14 protein-coding genes are annotated in these 16,784 nt (G+C 42.9%); 13 read left to right on the top strand and 1 reads right to left on the bottom strand.

From position 1 onward, the window contains the following. The first annotated feature begins 90 nt into the window (after positions 1 to 90). From NH399_RS17570 to NH399_RS17560, 3 genes are all read left to right on the top strand, one after another. A complete protein-coding gene (locus NH399_RS17570) occupies positions 91 to 879 on the top strand; it encodes a ParA family protein (protein ID WP_253042416.1) in 789 nt (262 codons plus the stop codon). Positions 880 to 888: 9 nt separating this feature from the next. Beyond that, on the top strand, positions 889 to 2,037 hold the full coding sequence (locus NH399_RS17565) for a chemotaxis protein CheW (RefSeq protein ID WP_253042414.1): 1,149 nt from the start codon (positions 889 to 891) through the stop codon (positions 2,035 to 2,037). 66 nt (positions 2,038 to 2,103) lie between these two features. Beyond that, entirely contained in the window at positions 2,104 to 2,508 is a 405-nt protein-coding gene (locus NH399_RS17560; protein ID WP_253042412.1) for a DUF1801 domain-containing protein, read from the top strand. 8 nt (positions 2,509 to 2,516) lie between these two features. Here NH399_RS17560 and NH399_RS25985 read toward each other — a convergent pair whose 3' ends face one another. Further along, positions 2,517 to 2,669, bottom strand: a complete 153-nt coding sequence (locus NH399_RS25985; RefSeq protein WP_371876094.1) for a diguanylate cyclase domain-containing protein — start codon at positions 2,667 to 2,669, stop codon at positions 2,517 to 2,519. A 12-nt stretch (positions 2,670 to 2,681) separates the two neighbouring features. Here NH399_RS25985 and NH399_RS25590 point away from each other — a divergent pair, with 12 nt between their 5' ends. The 10 genes from NH399_RS25590 to truA all read left to right on the top strand — a co-directional run bounded on the left by NH399_RS25590 (position 2,682) and on the right by truA (position 16,563). Beyond that, positions 2,682 to 2,810, top strand: a complete 129-nt coding sequence (locus tag NH399_RS25590) for a hypothetical protein (RefSeq protein ID WP_256489657.1) — start codon at positions 2,682 to 2,684, stop codon at positions 2,808 to 2,810. Positions 2,811 to 2,952: 142 nt separating this feature from the next. Beyond that, positions 2,953 to 4,203, top strand: a complete 1,251-nt coding sequence (locus tag NH399_RS17555) for a P-loop NTPase fold protein (RefSeq protein WP_253042410.1) — start codon at positions 2,953 to 2,955, stop codon at positions 4,201 to 4,203. Then, positions 4,193 to 7,051, top strand: a complete 2,859-nt coding sequence (locus NH399_RS17550; protein ID WP_253042408.1) for an ATP-binding protein — start codon at positions 4,193 to 4,195, stop codon at positions 7,049 to 7,051. The genes NH399_RS17555 and NH399_RS17550 overlap by 11 nt, the downstream gene beginning before the upstream one ends. Positions 7,052 to 7,053: 2 nt before the next feature. Further along, positions 7,054 to 7,548, top strand: coding sequence for a hypothetical protein (locus NH399_RS17545; protein ID WP_253042406.1), 495 nt, complete (start codon positions 7,054 to 7,056; stop codon positions 7,546 to 7,548). Continuing rightward, the gene (locus NH399_RS17540; protein WP_253042404.1) at positions 7,535 to 10,117 is read left to right on the top strand and encodes a hypothetical protein; all 2,583 of its coding nucleotides are present in this window, start codon (positions 7,535 to 7,537) and stop codon (positions 10,115 to 10,117) included. Before NH399_RS17545 ends, NH399_RS17540 begins: the two co-directional genes overlap by 14 nt. A 495-nt stretch (positions 10,118 to 10,612) precedes the next feature. Beyond that, positions 10,613 to 11,116 (top strand): chemotaxis protein CheW, encoded by a 504-nt coding sequence (locus NH399_RS17535; protein WP_253042402.1) that lies wholly within the window; start codon positions 10,613 to 10,615, stop codon positions 11,114 to 11,116. 25 nt (positions 11,117 to 11,141) lie between these two features. Then, positions 11,142 to 11,531 (top strand): DUF2802 domain-containing protein, encoded by a 390-nt coding sequence (locus NH399_RS17530; protein WP_253042400.1) that lies wholly within the window; start codon positions 11,142 to 11,144, stop codon positions 11,529 to 11,531. A gap of 162 nt (positions 11,532 to 11,693) precedes the next feature. Next, positions 11,694 to 12,719, top strand: coding sequence for an aspartate-semialdehyde dehydrogenase (locus tag NH399_RS17525; RefSeq protein ID WP_253042398.1), 1,026 nt, complete (start codon positions 11,694 to 11,696; stop codon positions 12,717 to 12,719). Positions 12,720 to 13,084: 365 nt separating this feature from the next. After that, complete coding sequence (locus tag NH399_RS17520) at positions 13,085 to 15,655, top strand: FimV/HubP family polar landmark protein (protein ID WP_253042396.1); 2,571 nt, start codon at positions 13,085 to 13,087, stop codon at positions 15,653 to 15,655. Between the two features lie 125 nt (positions 15,656 to 15,780). Next, the gene (truA, locus tag NH399_RS17515; RefSeq protein ID WP_253042394.1) at positions 15,781 to 16,563 is read left to right on the top strand and encodes a tRNA pseudouridine(38-40) synthase TruA; all 783 of its coding nucleotides are present in this window, start codon (positions 15,781 to 15,783) and stop codon (positions 16,561 to 16,563) included. Positions 16,564 to 16,784: the final 221 nt, after the last annotated feature.

Raw genomic sequence — 16,784 nt, 5'->3', positions numbered from 1 at the left:
AACTCAGTTTTAATATTGCTATCTTTTATAACCATTGAGTCCGTTAGAGTGATAGCATCATAATCGTTATAGTTAGTTGAAGGTGTTGTATTGAAGATCTGGACAGTTGCAAATCAAAAAGGTGGTGTAGGTAAGACAACGTCCGTTGTCACCTTGGGCGGATTATTAGCTGAAAAAAAGCAACGGGTTCTGTTAATCGACTGTGATCCTCATGCTTCCCTTACCAGTTATCTGGGCTACGATTGCGACGCCTTTGATTACACTTTGTATAACGTGTTTGAAGAAGCGCCAAAAACGCGTGCAGACATTCCTAGTAAGTTAATTCAGCCGACTGAGTTCGAAAACCTATCCTTGATTTCTTCTTCACTGGCATTAGCAACGCTCGACAAGCGTTTTTCTCAACGCCCAGGCATGGGGCTTATTATTAAACAACTGACTCAAGCTTTAGCAGACGAATATGATTATGTTTTGCTGGATTGCCCACCTATTTTGGGTGTGTTGTTGATTAATGCTCTGGCGGCTTGTGAGCAGCTGGTGATTCCCGTTCAAACAGAGTTTCTTGCTATCAAGGGACTCGATCGTATGATGCAAACACTGAATATGGTGATTAAGGCTCAACATCATAATTTACATCACGTTATTGTTCCGACCATGTTTGATCGTCGTACCAAAGCCTCTGTAAAAAGTTTACGCAAGCTACGTGACGATTATGAAGGCCAGCTGTGGCCTCGGGTGATTCCTGTGGATACTAAGTTTCGTGATGCGAGTCAGGCTCATACGCCACCCCATATTTTATTTTCGGAATCACATGGTGTTGAAGCCTACCGAAAATTGTTGAAAGACTTAATGAACCATTCTGTTGCCGAAAAAGTGGCTTAGGACATTGTAATGCGCTCTATTAAAGATCCCAAGCCGCAAAGTGATATCTTGCAAGATTTTATCAGCGATATGTTTGTTGAAGATGCAACCTCTGCCAGCGAATCATTAGAGACATCGACAACAGAGACGGCAAGTCCTGCTGCTATGGTTGAGCCTAAGACACCACTGCCTGAACCTGATGTAAAAGAGCAAAAAGAACATATGCCGCCACCACTAAGCCTGGTAGAAAACAAGCCTACAGTTGAAGAAGTCGTTAAGCCTTCGATACCAGAAATCAAAACCAGTTCGGCAAAAGAGCCAGTATCTAGTGAGGGTGTTTTACTTCAACGAAATATGAAGCCGGAGCACTCTTTAGCAGAGAAAGAAAAAGCGCGAAAAACAATGGAACGTCTGGTGGATGCTTATGATCATGGACTTTGCGCTAAAGAAAAAGAAGCCACTCCTCCAGAAGCTAACAACGAATCGGTTGAGTTGGCCGACAAGCTTAAAGATGTTGAGCAATTGTTGGCTCGTATCCCGTTAAAACCACAAGCTAAAGTGGTTGAAAAAACAGAAGCGCCTGTTGAAACTCCTGTAGAAGTTCAACCCAAGCCTGATATTGCAGAACCCACCGTCGAAGAAGCGAAAGAGGAAGATGCTAAAGTCGATGTCGCGACTGAGCATGATTCTGAGCATCGTATTGTGCAATTGAGTCGCAACATTCTGGGAGACCGCTTCCAAACCTTAGTGTTTGAAGTGGGTAAATTACCTCTCGCCGTGCCTTTGCAAAAACTAGGTGGTATACATGCCTATTCTGATGAAGACATCACACCATTGTTTGGCTCGCCTGATTGGTTTATGGGGTTGATTCCATCAGAGCAAGGTAACATCATGCTGGTGGATACCGCGCGTTTAATTATGCCCGAGAAATATGCTCAGATTGAAGATCAATTAAACTACGACTATGCCATCTTGCTTGATGATACCCGCTGGGCTCTGGCTTGCACTCAGGTTCGTGATGCAAAAACCTTGACTCATGATGACATCCGTTGGGCGCAAAAAGGGACACAGAAAGAATGGTTTGCTGGTATGGTAGTGCAGTTTATGTGTGCATTACTTGAGGTCGACTCTTTGATTAATTTATTATACCGTAGTGGTGTGAGTCGTAAGATAAAATAACTGTTTAGTCTTTTTAGGTATACTTTTCTATTTGTGTCGAAAATAATTATTTAGATGGAAGTGCTTATGCAACAGGAAGTCGAGCGTAAAATTTCTGGTTATCCCGAGCCTGCCTATATTCGACTGAGTCGAGTTAAAGACCTCATTTATGACGTTGCGAAAGAAGAGGAGCTAGGTAACGTTGACGTTTCCTTGAAATGGGGCGAACCCAGCTTTGTTGTTAAGAGTGGCAGCCCCATAAGAATGGACTGGAAAGAGAAAAGGCCAGAGTATTGTGGCGTATATTTTAATTGCAAATCATTACTCGTCGAAACTTTTCGTCAGCTTTATCCCGATACCTTTCGCTTTGAAGGAAATCGAGCTATTTTGCTACGTCTGGATGAGCCTTTACCGGATTCAGAGTTGAAACACTGTATCTCGATGGCGTTGCGATATCATCGCATTAAGCATTTGCCTTTGTTGGGCAACTAGCCAAAACTTCAGTTCATGATAATTAGCTTATTTTCATAGAAGAGGTGGACTTTCACACATTCGCCACCGCCTAAGCGACAACTCAAGTCCGATGTCCTCAAACATTTTTTCAGTGCTTTGCCGCAATCTACCAATACCAGATTACCTGCATCGTGGCCGATACTATCATTAACATGTTTAAAGTTATTGAAGTCAATGAATACGAGTTTCAGCGGTGCTTGTTGTCATTCGGCAATGTACACCATCTGGACGATGGATTTTTCGAAGTGGTGGCAATTGTTAAGAGAGGTGAGTGGAATTAGGAAATTAAAAAACTCGTTTTTAGATTTCTTTTTAGTATGAAGAAGTTATCATTGCTTCATCTCGTTATGAGAGTTGAGAATGGAGGTAAACTGCTGTATAAAATATGAATATGGAGTGTTGTATCTACATAAGGAATCGTATATGCAATTATTATCCGAAGCCATTGCCGAAGACTCTCTAGAGTCTGAACTAGAGAACTTTGTTGGCAAAATGGTGCAAACTATTCCTTTGATTCCTCCCTCAAGCCCAGTATTGTTAAGTGGAGACTGGGGTAGTGGTAAATCCTCAGTACTGCATCATTTTCAGACTCGATTAACTCCCAGTCATCATGTTCTTCAGTTTCATGCTTGGAAGTATGAACAGGAGGACAGCTTACTATCTTGTTTGATTCGCTGTTTATGGGAAAGTCGACAGATTGAAAAAAAGCAGGAGAGTAAACTTCGAAATCTTTTTCGAGTGACTCTGGCTGCTACCACGGCCATTGGTATGAGAGCCTTGCCTGTTTTTTTAGGCGAAGGGGCTCAAACTCTATGTAAAGGATTAACACTTGATAAATTGGTGAAAGAGTATGAGACAGCAAAGGAGATTACTGACTTCGAGCCAACTGCCAGTATCACTGATAAGTTGGTGTCTTCGTTCATTGAACTGATTACAGGTATTTTTCCAGATAGAGATATTATTATTCTTATTGATGATTTGGACCGATGCAGTCCCGAGTCTTCATTGGTGTTGCTGGATAGTATTCGTATTTTGGTCAACGGTTTGTCGCAGATAAAGCCTAATAGAGTTCGATTTGTGGTGGCTATGGATCAAATTACGGTCACCGAAATGGTGGCGAATAAATTCTCCAGTTTAAACAGCTATGAAGCGAACCGATATATGGAGAAGCTGTTTCCCTTCGTTTTCAAGATACCGACAATGAGCGACGAAAGCTTGAGTCAGTTTGTTCACAAAAAAATGGGAGATATGAAGCTTGATGACACTGATCATTTATATGAGATGAAAGAAGCTGTCATTGAGCAATTATTGGATAAATCGTTCCGTAATCCCCGTTTGATAAAGCGCTGTTTGAATAAAATATGTTTGTTTAATCGTTTTTTTAATGGACAGGAGCTGGCACCGCCAGTTCAATCTTCAATTTATTTATGGATGGCTGCTACAGAACGCTGGCCAACATTGCGCCGTCTGTTGTTAAGAAAGCCATTCTCTTTCTGGAGCAAGATGAGTGACAATATAGAAAAAGGCGAAGTGAGCGATGATGATGAAGTGAATGATTTGATGGCACAAAAAGGATTTAAGGAATTCTTCCGTCAACACATGGCTAACGATATTAAAGCAGCTATTAAACGCTTAAGCGAAGCCGAAAAGGAAATTGCTCGATATGGACTATAGCGAACTTAGTTTTGAAGAGTTGCTTACCAAAGTTTTAGCGATTCATGAGCCAGAAGAATCATTAGATACTCTGGCTCAAGATATATGTCGAAAGTTAGGGTTGAGTGATTTGGCGGTTTATATGGCCACGGTGATTGAGGGAACCGAGTCTCTCATGGAGCTCTATTGCAGCAATAATCGTTGTGAAGGTATTTGTGTTCCTGAGAGTAAGGCTGTAGCCAAGCAACCTTTTCCTCCTTGCTGGAATAAGCAATATCGACCCATTTTTAAAGACAAAGGTATTTGTGAGTGGGTATTAAGAAATAACCAGTGGCTGATGGGTGACGACTTTAGTGACAAAAGCGGATGCTTTGAGTTTCTTTCACAGCAGGGAGACAAGATTCGTATTAAAGCGTCAAAGGCCACTGATTGGAAATGCCGGTCGAACGGAGATACCGAAAAAAGTGCGTTTTTTTTACCTTTTTATATTAAAGATAAATCGGCTTCTGCCGCAGGGGAGCACTTACCTAATGCTGTGTTGGCCTTACGAAGAGATGAGAGCGAAAGTTTTAAACAGGAAGATATCGAAGATTGCCAACATTATCAGAGTGCAATATCAGCATGTTGCCATCATATGATTGCGGTTTATGATAAACAGTTTGAATATGAGCTGCATAGACATTTAATGGACGAGGTGAATGTAACAGCGTCTCACGCATTTGCACATCAGCATATTTTGCAATCTAGCTGTGTGTTGCAGAAGGCCTGTATAGCATTGAGTTTTGATCGTGCGGTTTATCAAAGTGTTGAGCAGCAAGTCTGGTTTTGCTCAAATTCTTATATTAATGCCGAAGACTTTGAAAGTCGCAAAGAAGAAGGCGAGTCCCTTGAGTATTTTCAGGCCATGCTTAGTGATATTCGTATGATGGTTGAGCATACCGGGGCTGTATCTTCTAATGAGTTGGAGCAAGCTCTGCAATCTGTTTTGGCGGGTCAGCGACTAACACAAGACATAGTGATTCAAAATGTTGTCTTATTACAATCCGCAGAAGACGCAACAAAAGCATTGATTTTATTACGTTGGCCTATTGATGCCAATATTAACTTTCTCAACGCCAGTGGTGATGAGAAGCAGTTGCAACGCTTTATCGACAGCATTGATAAACACACCGAGCTTTACTATCGAGCTTACACCCGCGACCGTATCAGTAGACTGCATGAAAAAATGCCTAATGGCAATCGTGAGCCTTTATTACATCAAATTATGAAAACAACGGGAGCAGATCGAGTGTTTTTGTATTTAGGTGATGAGTCTAATACTTATTTGCACAGCTTGATAGAGAAACGGGGAGAGTCTCATGTTTATCGGGATAACGGAGAGTTAAATCAGTTTGATCCAGCTGATGACGATGTTGAATGTAATCATACTCGAACCTTACGTTCGTCATTACTTATTCCTGATGTTAATGATGCCCGTCTTGCTATTAATCAGGCAGTGTCTCTGGACTATATTAATGACTTCATTAAGCCCAGAACCGTCAGTGATATTTTAAGTTGGATGATAGTTCCGATTGCCAAAGGAGAGCGCTGCTATGGCTTTTTAGCTCTGATGACACTAAGAGTGGGTGGCCAAGGGAAGGTATTAAATAATGCTGCAGAAAATTTTTGCAAGGCGTTTGCTGATTATCTGTTTTTTCAGCAGACCAAAATACTGCGTGTAGAATCGTTGCGGGAACTCAATGAACTAACCAGCGACTTGTCTTCTTATACAGGAAAGCGACTCGAGAACACTATTAAAGAAAAGTTGACATCCTGGACGGGAAAGTTTGTATCCAAGGACAGTCGCATCGCTATTTTTACCTATGATGAAACGGGTAAGCTAGTTTGTTGCAACAGCGATGGCATCAGCCAAAAAACATTAGACTTTATCGAACGTCGAAACTGGAAGGAAGAAAATGACAGTCGTCATTATCATGGTTGGCATTACTATGGCGCGCCTATTGCGATGGGAGGTTCTCGTAGTTTTTACGGTTCCTTTGTCGTTTTAAATAAGAGTCCTTTCTCTAAGCATCAACAAGCGATCATTCAGGATGCAGTGTTTGACTTGTCAATGCTCATTCTTCAGGAGTATTTGCGTCATCAACGACATAAAGATTTGGCTAAGTATCGTCATGCCATTATGGCTCCAGCTCAAGGGTTGGTATCCAAGGCAGAAAGCGCAATGTACGCATGCAAAAAGTTTCTCGATGAAAAAGACTATAAAGCTCGGCAGAAAGAGTTGCGCTGGGACAGTGAAATTATTCGTCAATGGGTGAACCGAAGTCGCCTGCTAGGTGAGCAAAAAGAACTGCGTATCCAGCCGAATCGACACGGCCTAATCCCTCTTCTCGAAAATTGCATGTCTCGCTTTCAAGTGTTCGCGGAAGAACGCAATATTCACCTTGAGTTTAAACCTCATTATACTGGAGCGTTGGAGTTTTTATTTGATAAACCAGCGATTGATGTAGCCATTAGTAATATTTTGGACAATGCCATCAAATATGGCTTCAAAAATACTACGATATCGGTTTTCTGTTTTGTTGATGGTGCTCATGTAAAAGTTAATGTAGTGGATATTGGGCACCCATTACCACCAGACTTTGACGAACAATATGAAATAGGCAGTCATTTTACATGGGAAGACCCTTTTCGAGTGATTGCTGGTGAAGGTTACGGAGTCGCTATCATTAAGAGCATTGTTGCCGCACATCAGGGACATATTTCTTTTGAATCTGAACCCGTTACGACGGGGTCTACCAACAGTAAGAAAAACCGCCATAAAGTAACGGTTACCATGAAACTTCCCCACCATTGGCATCGGAGGCGATAGCGATGAAACTACTATGGATTGATGATGACTGGCGCTTTAATCGCTTTCGTTACGAACAAGATCGTATTTCGGATACGGGATGGGAAGTTGATTTCGCAATTAGTATTTGTGAGGCTGTTGATAAGTTAAATAGTCAATCTTATCAGGCCTTATTCCTCGACCAGCAATTTCCCTATGATGATGATTCGCACATAGACAGTCGACAAGAGTTGGATATTTGGGCAGGAAATATTATTTATGCCTGGTTGTTTTCGTCAGACAGTGATTTAGAGAATGCCGGTGCCAGTGTGCGAGGTTGTTTGGAGCGGTTAAAAAATGAGTATCCACCTCCTCATGAAGATAATAAGAGGCTGCCTGTTCTTATATTATCATCCTATGAAAAAAACAAGAATTATTCATCGGGTCGTGGCAAGCCAGTGGTTAATCACTATGCGAAGCCTCTGGACGTGGATGACTTGTTGCTCTTTTTATCTGGAGTAGAGCGTGAATTTGATTGAGCAGGACTTCTATGGTGTAGAGTTTTTTTTGCTGAAATACGCAGAAAACTCAGCTGATCCTTTACAAGAAGTCATTGCTCGCAGTATTGCAGAAAGGCTACTACCTGGTTTTCGGGTGCATGTGTGGATGGATAACGAGAGTGCCAACTATCTTCACCGAACAGGCAGCAGAAAAACTGAACTTTCTCGAGTTGATAATCAACGAACTGTCTATTGTGACAAAGGGGCTTTTTTGGCTGGTGTTGATTTGTCGGCGGATACGGTTGATCGTTTTGGACATCGTTATGGCTGGAATAAGGTTGGAGAGAATAACTTACCCAAAAGTAAGTTTGCTTTGGCGATGACTTATAGTAGTCGCTGTCCTTTTCCGCTTTTGATTCTGGTGCAACACGAAGATGAAAGAGGTTTTGATGAGCAGGAACAGTTACTATTAGAAGGGGTGGCACACTTTAGACAAGGGCAAAAGCGACTGATTCATCTGGTGTCGACACTCAGACAGAACCGTTTGTATGGACATATCTCGCTGAGAGTGTATTCTTTTTGTCGATCTCAGCCACCGCTATTAACATCTAGCCAGTTTGATAAACTGATAGAGCTAGCAGATAGTGTCTCTGAATTGGATATTTCTTATCGTCGCTCCAGTCTTGCCAGCTATTTGATTGCTTTTGTGTATAATGCGTTGAGCCATCAATCTAGGCGCAGTCTTGAGCGTCTTAAGAAGGAAGTGGGGTGGCATAGATTACAAGCTTTTGTTTCTGCTATTGAACCAAGCACGGATTGCAGTGGACTTCATAAGTCGAAAAAGCACTTCCAACTAAATCAAAGCTTACTATTAATGTTATCGGCTTTTCAGCAAGTAGCGACTCCCTTGTTGAAGCCTGAGTCATCACCCATTTTTAACGATACTCAAATGGACTTGTTGCCTGTTGCAAGAATATTGATTGCTTCTTCTCGCTTCTTAAATTCTGGTCCGGGTAAAGAACAGTTGCTATTTTGGAAGAATATTGAAGACATAGTGCTTGATCCAGACTCTCCGACGAGTCTTGATTTTGAGAAGAGTTTACGAGGAACTCTCGGCTATTATATTCGACATAGAGAGGGAGTCGAAGAGGAATGTCATGAGCGACGTCAGCAGACGCTGTATGATCGACATATTACCCGGCTGTCTTTTATTCAATCGTTGATTCAGGATGTTTTTAAAGCCAATGTAGCAATGAGTGATAGTCAATCTCAACAGCTAAAACAAGCTGTTGCATACGTGTTACATGAAACCGTGCGTTATTATGGTATGCGAGAGACGGCTTTTATTACTCGCCCACTGAAGTTTTTGAGGTGTTTGCTAAATATTGTACAGTTTCATGCCGAGATTGTTTTAAAAATTATTTTACCGAGGCCATTCCTTGAGCTAACGCATCACATTTATTCTCGGCAGTATTCTAAAAATCGTCGACAGGAAGTGGCTTTTCTCCAGCATGTAATCGATGTTTATATGACGGGATTTGTTTTGCTAGATACGCAAGCATCTCATGAAGATTTTTCTTTAGCTCATTATATTGCAAGACTCTCCGACAGTCGTGAGTGTGCTGCTGCGTTGAATTTAAAAAAAGGATTTGCCATAGCTGCTTTAATGCATGACATCGCATTACTCAAAGAGTGTCCGCAGGCTGAAAACGACGAAGGTTGTGAAGATTTGCTCCGACACTCTGTCATTGGTGAAGAGGAGCGCGCTTATTTTGGTGTATTGAAAAGTGACAAACAACATGCCATGCAGTCGGCTCACTTTTCTTTACAGGTTTTAACCCAGCAAAATGCTTACTATCAGGAAAGCTCACAGTTCCATATTAGTAAGCAAGGGGTTTTAGTACCCGCTGTTCGAGCTATTTTATATCACCACTTACCGCCATTCTCACCGGGAATTGGTAAGCTGGATACCCCCATTTTGAGTTTGTTATCCTTGGTCGATGAGTTATGCGTGTGGGAACCGGGTGCTCAATTTGAGTCCATGCCTTATCGCTCGATGCTTACTGATAAGGCATTTAATTTAACTCCTATTGATAACTACCAGTATACGCCTTACCAAAGTGTTCATCTGGAAAAAATTGGGTTCTTTAGTAATAAGTCTACTCAGGTGTTTCCTGTTTTTCATTTTGTATTATCGACTGACTGGAATATGCACCATAAAAACTGCATTGCAATTCTGCGTCTGGCACAGGCGTTTGGTTCCCTTAAAAACGGTGAGTCACTGAATGCTCGATGGCAACCCCTTGCCAAAGTGTTTGCGTCAGAAAGTCGAGAGCGTGCTATTCGAGCTGGAGATAAGGAGTTGTTAGAGAAGAAAGGAGATGACGTTTACTTATCCCACATTTTAACAACGCTTGATACGGCTGCTACACGGATGAATAATGAAGCGACTCATCTGATCCACTCTTGGTTGCATCATGTGAGAGAAGTCGGGAAGTCGCGTGATTTTTTAACATTGGGGAAATTAAAAAGACCGTTTCAGAATCTTGATATCAAAGAATACTTTGATGATATCGAAAGAGTCATTTTATCAGAAGAGGATCATTGATGAGCCGTTATGTCGATAGTAGACCAGCAAGCTTGTATTAGTCGCTGCTGCGGTTTCACAGCTACTTGTCGTTGGGCTAATGGGTCAATCTTCAATAGCCTCTAATAAAGGATCGGTAAATTCGACAAAAATCTCAGAATATGTCTTTTTGAGTATGAAAAGCGCTTTGTTGTCTGGCCAGTCAGGCAAATAGGCGCTTATTAAAAAGAGGAAGAGGCCTGCATAAGCGGGCTTAGTACAGATAATGGCTCAAGTATGGACCCTAGAGGCTAAAAAAGCTCAAATTGAATCAATATGTTGCATCAAAGCGTTCACTTTTCACCTTAGCATCATTGAAAACTGTCTTTTTTTGAAAAGCGTCTATTATTTAAGTTGAGGTGTCGTGACTCTTGGTAAATCGGACAGAAAAGTGGAATAAATCTTGCTCACTTTTCTATATTAAGCTCAAACGGTTTAGACGCGACGAAATATTGACGCTTAAGATGGCAGGGTAAAATGAGCACTGAGGATAAAAAAAATCAACTAACGCAGGGGACTGACGACGACCAGGTGTTGCAGTGGGTCACTTTTCGCTTAGCGAGTGAAACTTATGGTGTCAACGTGATGCAAGTGCAGGAAGTATTACGTTATACCGAGATTGCACCTGTACCCGGAGCGCCACATTATGTTCTGGGCATCATCAATCTGCGTGGTAATGTGGTTACCGTAATCGATACGTGTCAACGGTTTGGTTTGATGCCCATCGAAATCACAGACAGTACTCGTATTGTGATTATCGAAGCCAATCAACAGGTCATCGGTATCTTGGTCGATAGTGTGGCCGAGGTTGTCTACCTAAGACAATCAGAGATAGAGACTGCGCCCAATGTTGGCAACGAAGAGAGTGCAAAGTTTATTCAGGGGGTAACTCATCGGGATGGCGAGTTATTTATTCTGGTTGATTTAAACAAATTGTTAGAAGAAGAGGAGTGGCAAGAATTAGATTATCTAGATTATTGAGACCTAGTTTTTGCCTTAAGAAGTTATGCAGGGTATTTCATTAACCACTTTGTTGATTGTTGTGTTGTTTGCACTGCAGATTGGTGGCCTAATCTACGTGTTAAGATTGAAGCAACAACAAAAATTATTGACGAACACCTTAGCCGAGGTGGTTCGTGAGCAGCAGGCGTTATTGAGCGGGAGCTTAGGACTAGGCCGCCGTTTGACGCGTTTTGGACATCATTTAAATGCTCTGGAGCAAACCCGCGATGAGGTCATCGACGATGCGTCTATGGAAGACAAAACCTTTGAAGAAGCCACTTTGATGTTGCAAAAGGGAGCCACTGTGAATGATGTGGTTGAACGATGTCAGCTCTCTTTAGGTGAAGCGGAGTTGTTGTCTGATATGTTGGCACGAACGGCGGTCGTGCATTAGCAACGGCTCGCTTTTTCACCAGGGTATTTATTAACACAGGATGTGAGGCGTATTTCAGTTATAAGGTTTGCTCTGGGCGGCTACTTTTTACTTATTATTATTTCAAATCAATTATTTTCATCGTTACAATGAGACTACCTGATATTTTGGAGTAAGTGAGATATGTCTGATCGTCGTTGGAACGTTGCGATTGTTGGTGCAACGGGTGCTGTCGGTGAGGTATTGCGAGAAATTTTAGAGCAGCGTGATTTTCCGGTCGAAAACTTATACTTGTTAGCCAGCGAACGTTCGGCAGGTGAAACTCTGCGCTTTCGCGGTGAGTCCATTGTGGTCGAAAACCTGGCGAACTTCGACTTTTCTAAAGCGGATATTGGCTTGTTTTCGGCGGGTGGCTCGATCAGTCGCGAGTTTGCGCCCAAGGCAGCCGCCGCTGGCTGTGTTGTCATCGATAATACGTCAGAGTTTCGTTATGACGATGACATTCCTCTTGTGGTGCCCGAGGTTAATGGCGATAAAGTCGCTGAGTATAAAAATCGCGGCATTATTGCAAATCCCAATTGTTCAACGATTCAAATGCTGGTGGCACTTAAACCAATCTATGATGCTGTCGGTATTGAGCGTATTAATGTTGCCACCTATCAGGCGGTTTCTGGCTCTGGACAAAAAGCCATCGATGAACTGGCCAAGCAGACCACTGAGTTGCTGGGGGGCAAAGAAGCCACGGTACAAGAGTATCCATGGCAGATCGCTTTTAATCTGATTCCTCAAATTGATCAGTTTCAAGACAATGGCTACACCCGTGAAGAAATGAAAATGGTCTGGGAGACTCGTAAGATTTTTGGCGATGACACCATTAAAGTAAATCCAACAGCGGTGAGAGTGCCCGTTTTTTACGGACACTCAGAAGCCGTGCACATTGAAATGAAACAGCCATTGCCTGCGAGTGATGCTGTGGCACTGCTCAATAATGCACCAGGTGTAACTGTCTTAGATGATACTGCCAATAGTGAGTACGCGTCACCAGTTGTACATGGTGCAGGCCAAGATGATGTGTGGGTCAGTCGCATTCGTTCTGATATCAGTCATCCCCAAGGTTTAAATTTGTGGGTCGTGTCTGACAATTTACGCAAAGGGGCCGCGTTGAACAGCATTCAAATTGCTGAGCTGCTGATAGAAAAGCACTTATAGTTGCTATTGAATACTTACTAACCATTTGATTGCAAAGGGGTTCTTTATCTCCTTTGGCAATCATTGGTGAGTAATTAGGCATTGTCTTTATTAAAAACTCAATTTGATATTGGCAAAGTCGGCTATCCATTTCTAATATCAACTTGATCAAAATTAATACAATGCAGTGAGTTTGATTAAAATAGGCTAAAGTCCATTTTGAGAAGTTAATCAAGTTTAGACGACTGCGAACAAAAAATAATTCCAAAAAATCTGATACTTTTGCTATAGTTACAGGCATATCATAAAGAACATTCTAAAGTTAGAATTCTAACCCAAAAGATTACAACTGGTTTTATCCGAACCAGTAACAAAGGGAACTTTCTATGTTTCGCAAATTCAGCCTGATTTTGGTGTCCTGTGTTGCTCTGTTTTCATCCAGTGTTTTTGCGCTGGGACTTGGGGAAATCAAACTTAAATCTGGTTTAAACCAACCCCTAAAAGCGGAGATTGAGCTGTTTTCTCCTGAAGGCATGAGCGAATTTGAAATCGCGGCGTCTTTGGCCAGTATTGCTGAGTTTGAAAAAGCGGGAATCGATTATTTCTCTTTCTTAAAGTCTATTCGCTTCAAAACCGTTGGTCGTGGCGAAGGCGTTTTGGTGGTTGAACTAACCACTCGCACACCAGTGAAAGAGCCCTTCTTAAATTTTTTGGTAGAACTTAACTGGCCCAAAGGTCGTATGCTACGTGAGTATACGGTATTGCTAGATCCTCCAGTTTTTAGTGAGTCGGGTTCTGGTCAGGTTCAACAAGCACAGTCTTCTGCTGTTGAAGTGACGTCAACATCGCGTCAGCAGGCTCCTCGTTACCAAGAAGCTTCTTCTGCTCCTTCCTATAGCGGTAACAGCTATGGCCCAGTTGGAAGCAACGAAACTTTATGGGGAATCGCTTCTCAGGTTCGTCCTTCTAACGCTTCTATCCATCAAACATTAGTTGCCTTATATCGAGCTAACCCTCACGCCTTTATTGGCGGCGACATCAATATGCTCAAACGAGGAGAAACCTTAAAAATCCCAGATGGGGGGGATATCGCCTCGATTCCGCGGCGAGCCGCGCTACAAGATTTGGTTTCTAATTCTCGCGGGACTAATGCCCGCGAGACTGTTTTAGATACTACCGGTGGCCGTTCGTCATCTGGTCAGGTGGCTCAAGGCGAAGATCGTTTGCGCTTAGTGCCTCCTCGTTCTGGTAACGGCGAGTCAGGTGCTGGTACGGGTGGCGATGCAGAGCTTGGAGAAATGCGCGCTAAGTTAGCAGAGAACAGAGAGCGAGCAGCGACCCTGGAAGCCGAAAATGCAGAGCTTCGTCAGCAGCTACAAGATACTCTGGATCGTCTTGAAAATTTGCAACAAAGTGCAGTGAATGTAGAGAGCGCTACCGGAGCGGTTCTGGCTAATCAAGATAACGATGGTCTGACTGAAACAACGGACACGCCTTCTGCTACTGACGACATTGTAGAGACAACCGAACCTGCTTTTGATAACTCAACTTCTGAAGCGGGTATTGATGATACGTCTGTTGATTCAACAGATTCAGGTATTTCTGATTCGACTGCAACAGATACTGTGGATTCAACCGATTCAACCACCCTTGATGGTGATACTGGTATCGACACTACTGATACACAACAAGCTGAAGCCACCGAAACACCAGTACGTCGTGATCCACCTGTCAACCCTCCTGTTGAGGAGTCCTTTATGGACAGTCCTTATGTGACTTACGGCGGAGCTGGATTAATTGCTGCTTTATTGATTGCCTTCTTTGTATTCTGGCGTATGCGTCAGCGCATGAGTGATGATGAGTTCCAGGATGACTTAGTTGCTTCGGCTCAAGGTGGCGGTTTTGATACTGAAGAATCCATTGCAATGCCTGATGTGGGTGACGAGCTACTCGACGAAATGGATTCAGAAAATCTGTTTGATGAATCGGGTTCTGCCGAAGCTGATCCTTTAGGTGAAGCAGACATCTATATTGCTTATGGCAAGTACGAGCAAGCTGAGCAACTGCTAAAAACAGCTATCGATGACAATCCAGCTCGTGCTGACCTTAAAGTGAAGTTGCTTGAGTGTTACGCCGAGACAAAAGATAAAGACAACTTCCAGTCTTACTATGCAGAGTATGCTGAAGAGATTGATAATGATCCTCAGATGACGGAGCAGGTGAATCAGATCCGCAACAATGCATGGCCAGAAGACGATGCAAATGATGATTTTGAGTTACCGTCTACCGAAGAAATTTTTGGCGACGATAACTTTGCTTCAGGTGATGATGCGGCCGATGATGATTTCTCATTAGACGATATCAGTGAAGACAGTCTGTTAGGTGACGATGAAACCCTGGCAGAACCAGAAGACAGCGCACCAGAAGAAGAGTCGTTTGATACAGATGACTTTGATTTCAATCTGGATGCTGATGACGACGAATTCTCGCTGGATGATGAGCCTGCCGAAGAGTCTCCTGCTGCATTAGTCGATGAGGACGATTTATCATTAGGTGATGACGAAGAGTTTTCGCTAGATGATGACGATGTGTCTCTTGACGACGATGAGTTAGGTCTCGGAGATGCCGATGACTTATTGGGCGGTGATGATGACTTCTCGTTAGATGACAACAGCCTGGATGATACCAGCAGCGCTGACGCTGATAGCGAGTTGTTGGACGGCGGAGACTTTGATTTAGGTAGCGATGACTTTGACCTGGATGATGAAGATGCAGAGTTAAATGAACTAGAAGGTGGCGATGTTGATGAAGCATCCACCAAACTGGATTTAGCTCGTGCTTACATTGATATGGGCGATTCAGAAGGTGCAGAAGAAATTCTGAACGAAGTCATCGAAGAGGGCGCAGAAGCTCAAAAAGATGAAGCTTTAAAATTGTTGGACAAAATCAACAGTTAATTAATTCAGTAATACCAGACGAGGCTTGATACCTCGTCAGCTCCATAAACTATCAGTGCATCTGTTAGGTTATGGGGCTTTTTTGTTTTTTCCAGAAGAGTTTTTTAAGTAGCGAGTTGTAGTTAATGATCATAGCGGTAGGCGTTGAATATCTGGGCTCAAATTACTGTGGTTGGCAGCGCCAAACCCATTCGCCATCGGTTCAGGCGTGTGTCGAAAAAGCCTTGTCGACAGTGGCCAATCACAAAGTAGAAGTTTTTTGTGCCGGGCGAACGGACACCGGAGTGCATGCCACAGGCCAGGTCATTCATTTTGAAACCTCAGCAGAACGTCCGAGCAAGGCCTGGGTGATGGGAGGTAATGCCCATTTGCCTGATGATATCGCTATCCAGTGGGCGCAAACCATGAAAGAAGACTTTCATGCGCGCTTTAGTGCCGTGTCGAGACGTTATCGCTATGTGATTGCCAATGTACGTTCTCGTCCCGCTGTATTGAGTGGTCAGGTTACCTGGATTCGAGAACCACTGGATGAAACCAAAATGCATGAAGCGGCTCAGCATTTTTTAGGTGAGCAAAACTTTTCTTCGTTTCAGGCGGCCAGCTGTCAGTCGCCGACGCCGTTTCGAAATGTCACTTCGATCAAAGTGATTCGCAAAAATGAGTTTGTGATGATTGATATTACAGCCAATGCCTTTTTGCATCACATGGTTCGCAATATTTCTGGTTCGCTTATTGAAGTAGGTCGCCGAAATCAGGCAACCGATTGGATAAAGTGGTTAATGCAACAAGAAGATCGTACATTAGCTGCCCCCACCGCAGCACCCGACGGTCTATATTTTATTCAGGCAAATTATCCTGCGGCTTGCCGTTTGCCCGGACGACAGTCCAGCCTGTGGTTATTTGATTAAGCGTTCTTACTTATTAGAATGGTCGGTTATTGTAAAGAGAACATCATTTAAACAAAAAGGCCGTGGTATTTGTGCCGGTTATAACCACTTTTGTGCGGAACTTCACCGCTTTTTTGTTGGACTAACTGATAAGACCAGCTGTAGCAAAAATCTGCTTTTAAGTTAATAAAGCCATGTTAGAATTGCGCAACTTGCCGTTGGCAAAACGTTGTGAAGATCTG

The sequence above is a fragment of the Pleionea sp. CnH1-48 genome (genome assembly GCF_024124665.1).
Classification (GTDB): domain Bacteria; phylum Pseudomonadota; class Gammaproteobacteria; order Enterobacterales; family Kangiellaceae; genus JAMXSB01.
The sequence above is the reverse complement of the archived record's forward strand: the minus strand, read 5'-3'. Positions and strand labels throughout refer to the sequence as shown.

Bases quoted from the DNA above. Each gene is read 5' to 3' on its own strand.
- NH399_RS17565 (WP_253042414.1), top strand. From the start codon at position 889: ATGCGCTCTATTAAAGATCCCAAGCCGCAAAGTGATATCTTGCAAGAT.
- NH399_RS17560 (WP_253042412.1), top strand. From the start codon at position 2,104: ATGCAACAGGAAGTCGAGCGTAAAATTTCTGGTTATCCCGAGCCTGCC.
- NH399_RS25590 (WP_256489657.1), top strand. From the start codon at position 2,682: ATGTTTAAAGTTATTGAAGTCAATGAATACGAGTTTCAGCGGTGCTTG.
- NH399_RS17555 (WP_253042410.1), top strand. From the start codon at position 2,953: ATGCAATTATTATCCGAAGCCATTGCCGAAGACTCTCTAGAGTCTGAA.
- NH399_RS17550 (WP_253042408.1), top strand. From the start codon at position 4,193: ATGGACTATAGCGAACTTAGTTTTGAAGAGTTGCTTACCAAAGTTTTA.
- NH399_RS17545 (WP_253042406.1), top strand. From the start codon at position 7,054: ATGAAACTACTATGGATTGATGATGACTGGCGCTTTAATCGCTTTCGT.
- NH399_RS17535 (WP_253042402.1), top strand. From the start codon at position 10,613: ATGAGCACTGAGGATAAAAAAAATCAACTAACGCAGGGGACTGACGAC.
- NH399_RS17530 (WP_253042400.1), top strand. From the start codon at position 11,142: ATGCAGGGTATTTCATTAACCACTTTGTTGATTGTTGTGTTGTTTGCA.
- NH399_RS17525 (WP_253042398.1), top strand. From the start codon at position 11,694: ATGTCTGATCGTCGTTGGAACGTTGCGATTGTTGGTGCAACGGGTGCT.
- NH399_RS17520 (WP_253042396.1), top strand. From the start codon at position 13,085: ATGTTTCGCAAATTCAGCCTGATTTTGGTGTCCTGTGTTGCTCTGTTT.
- truA (WP_253042394.1), top strand. From the start codon at position 15,781: ATGATCATAGCGGTAGGCGTTGAATATCTGGGCTCAAATTACTGTGGT.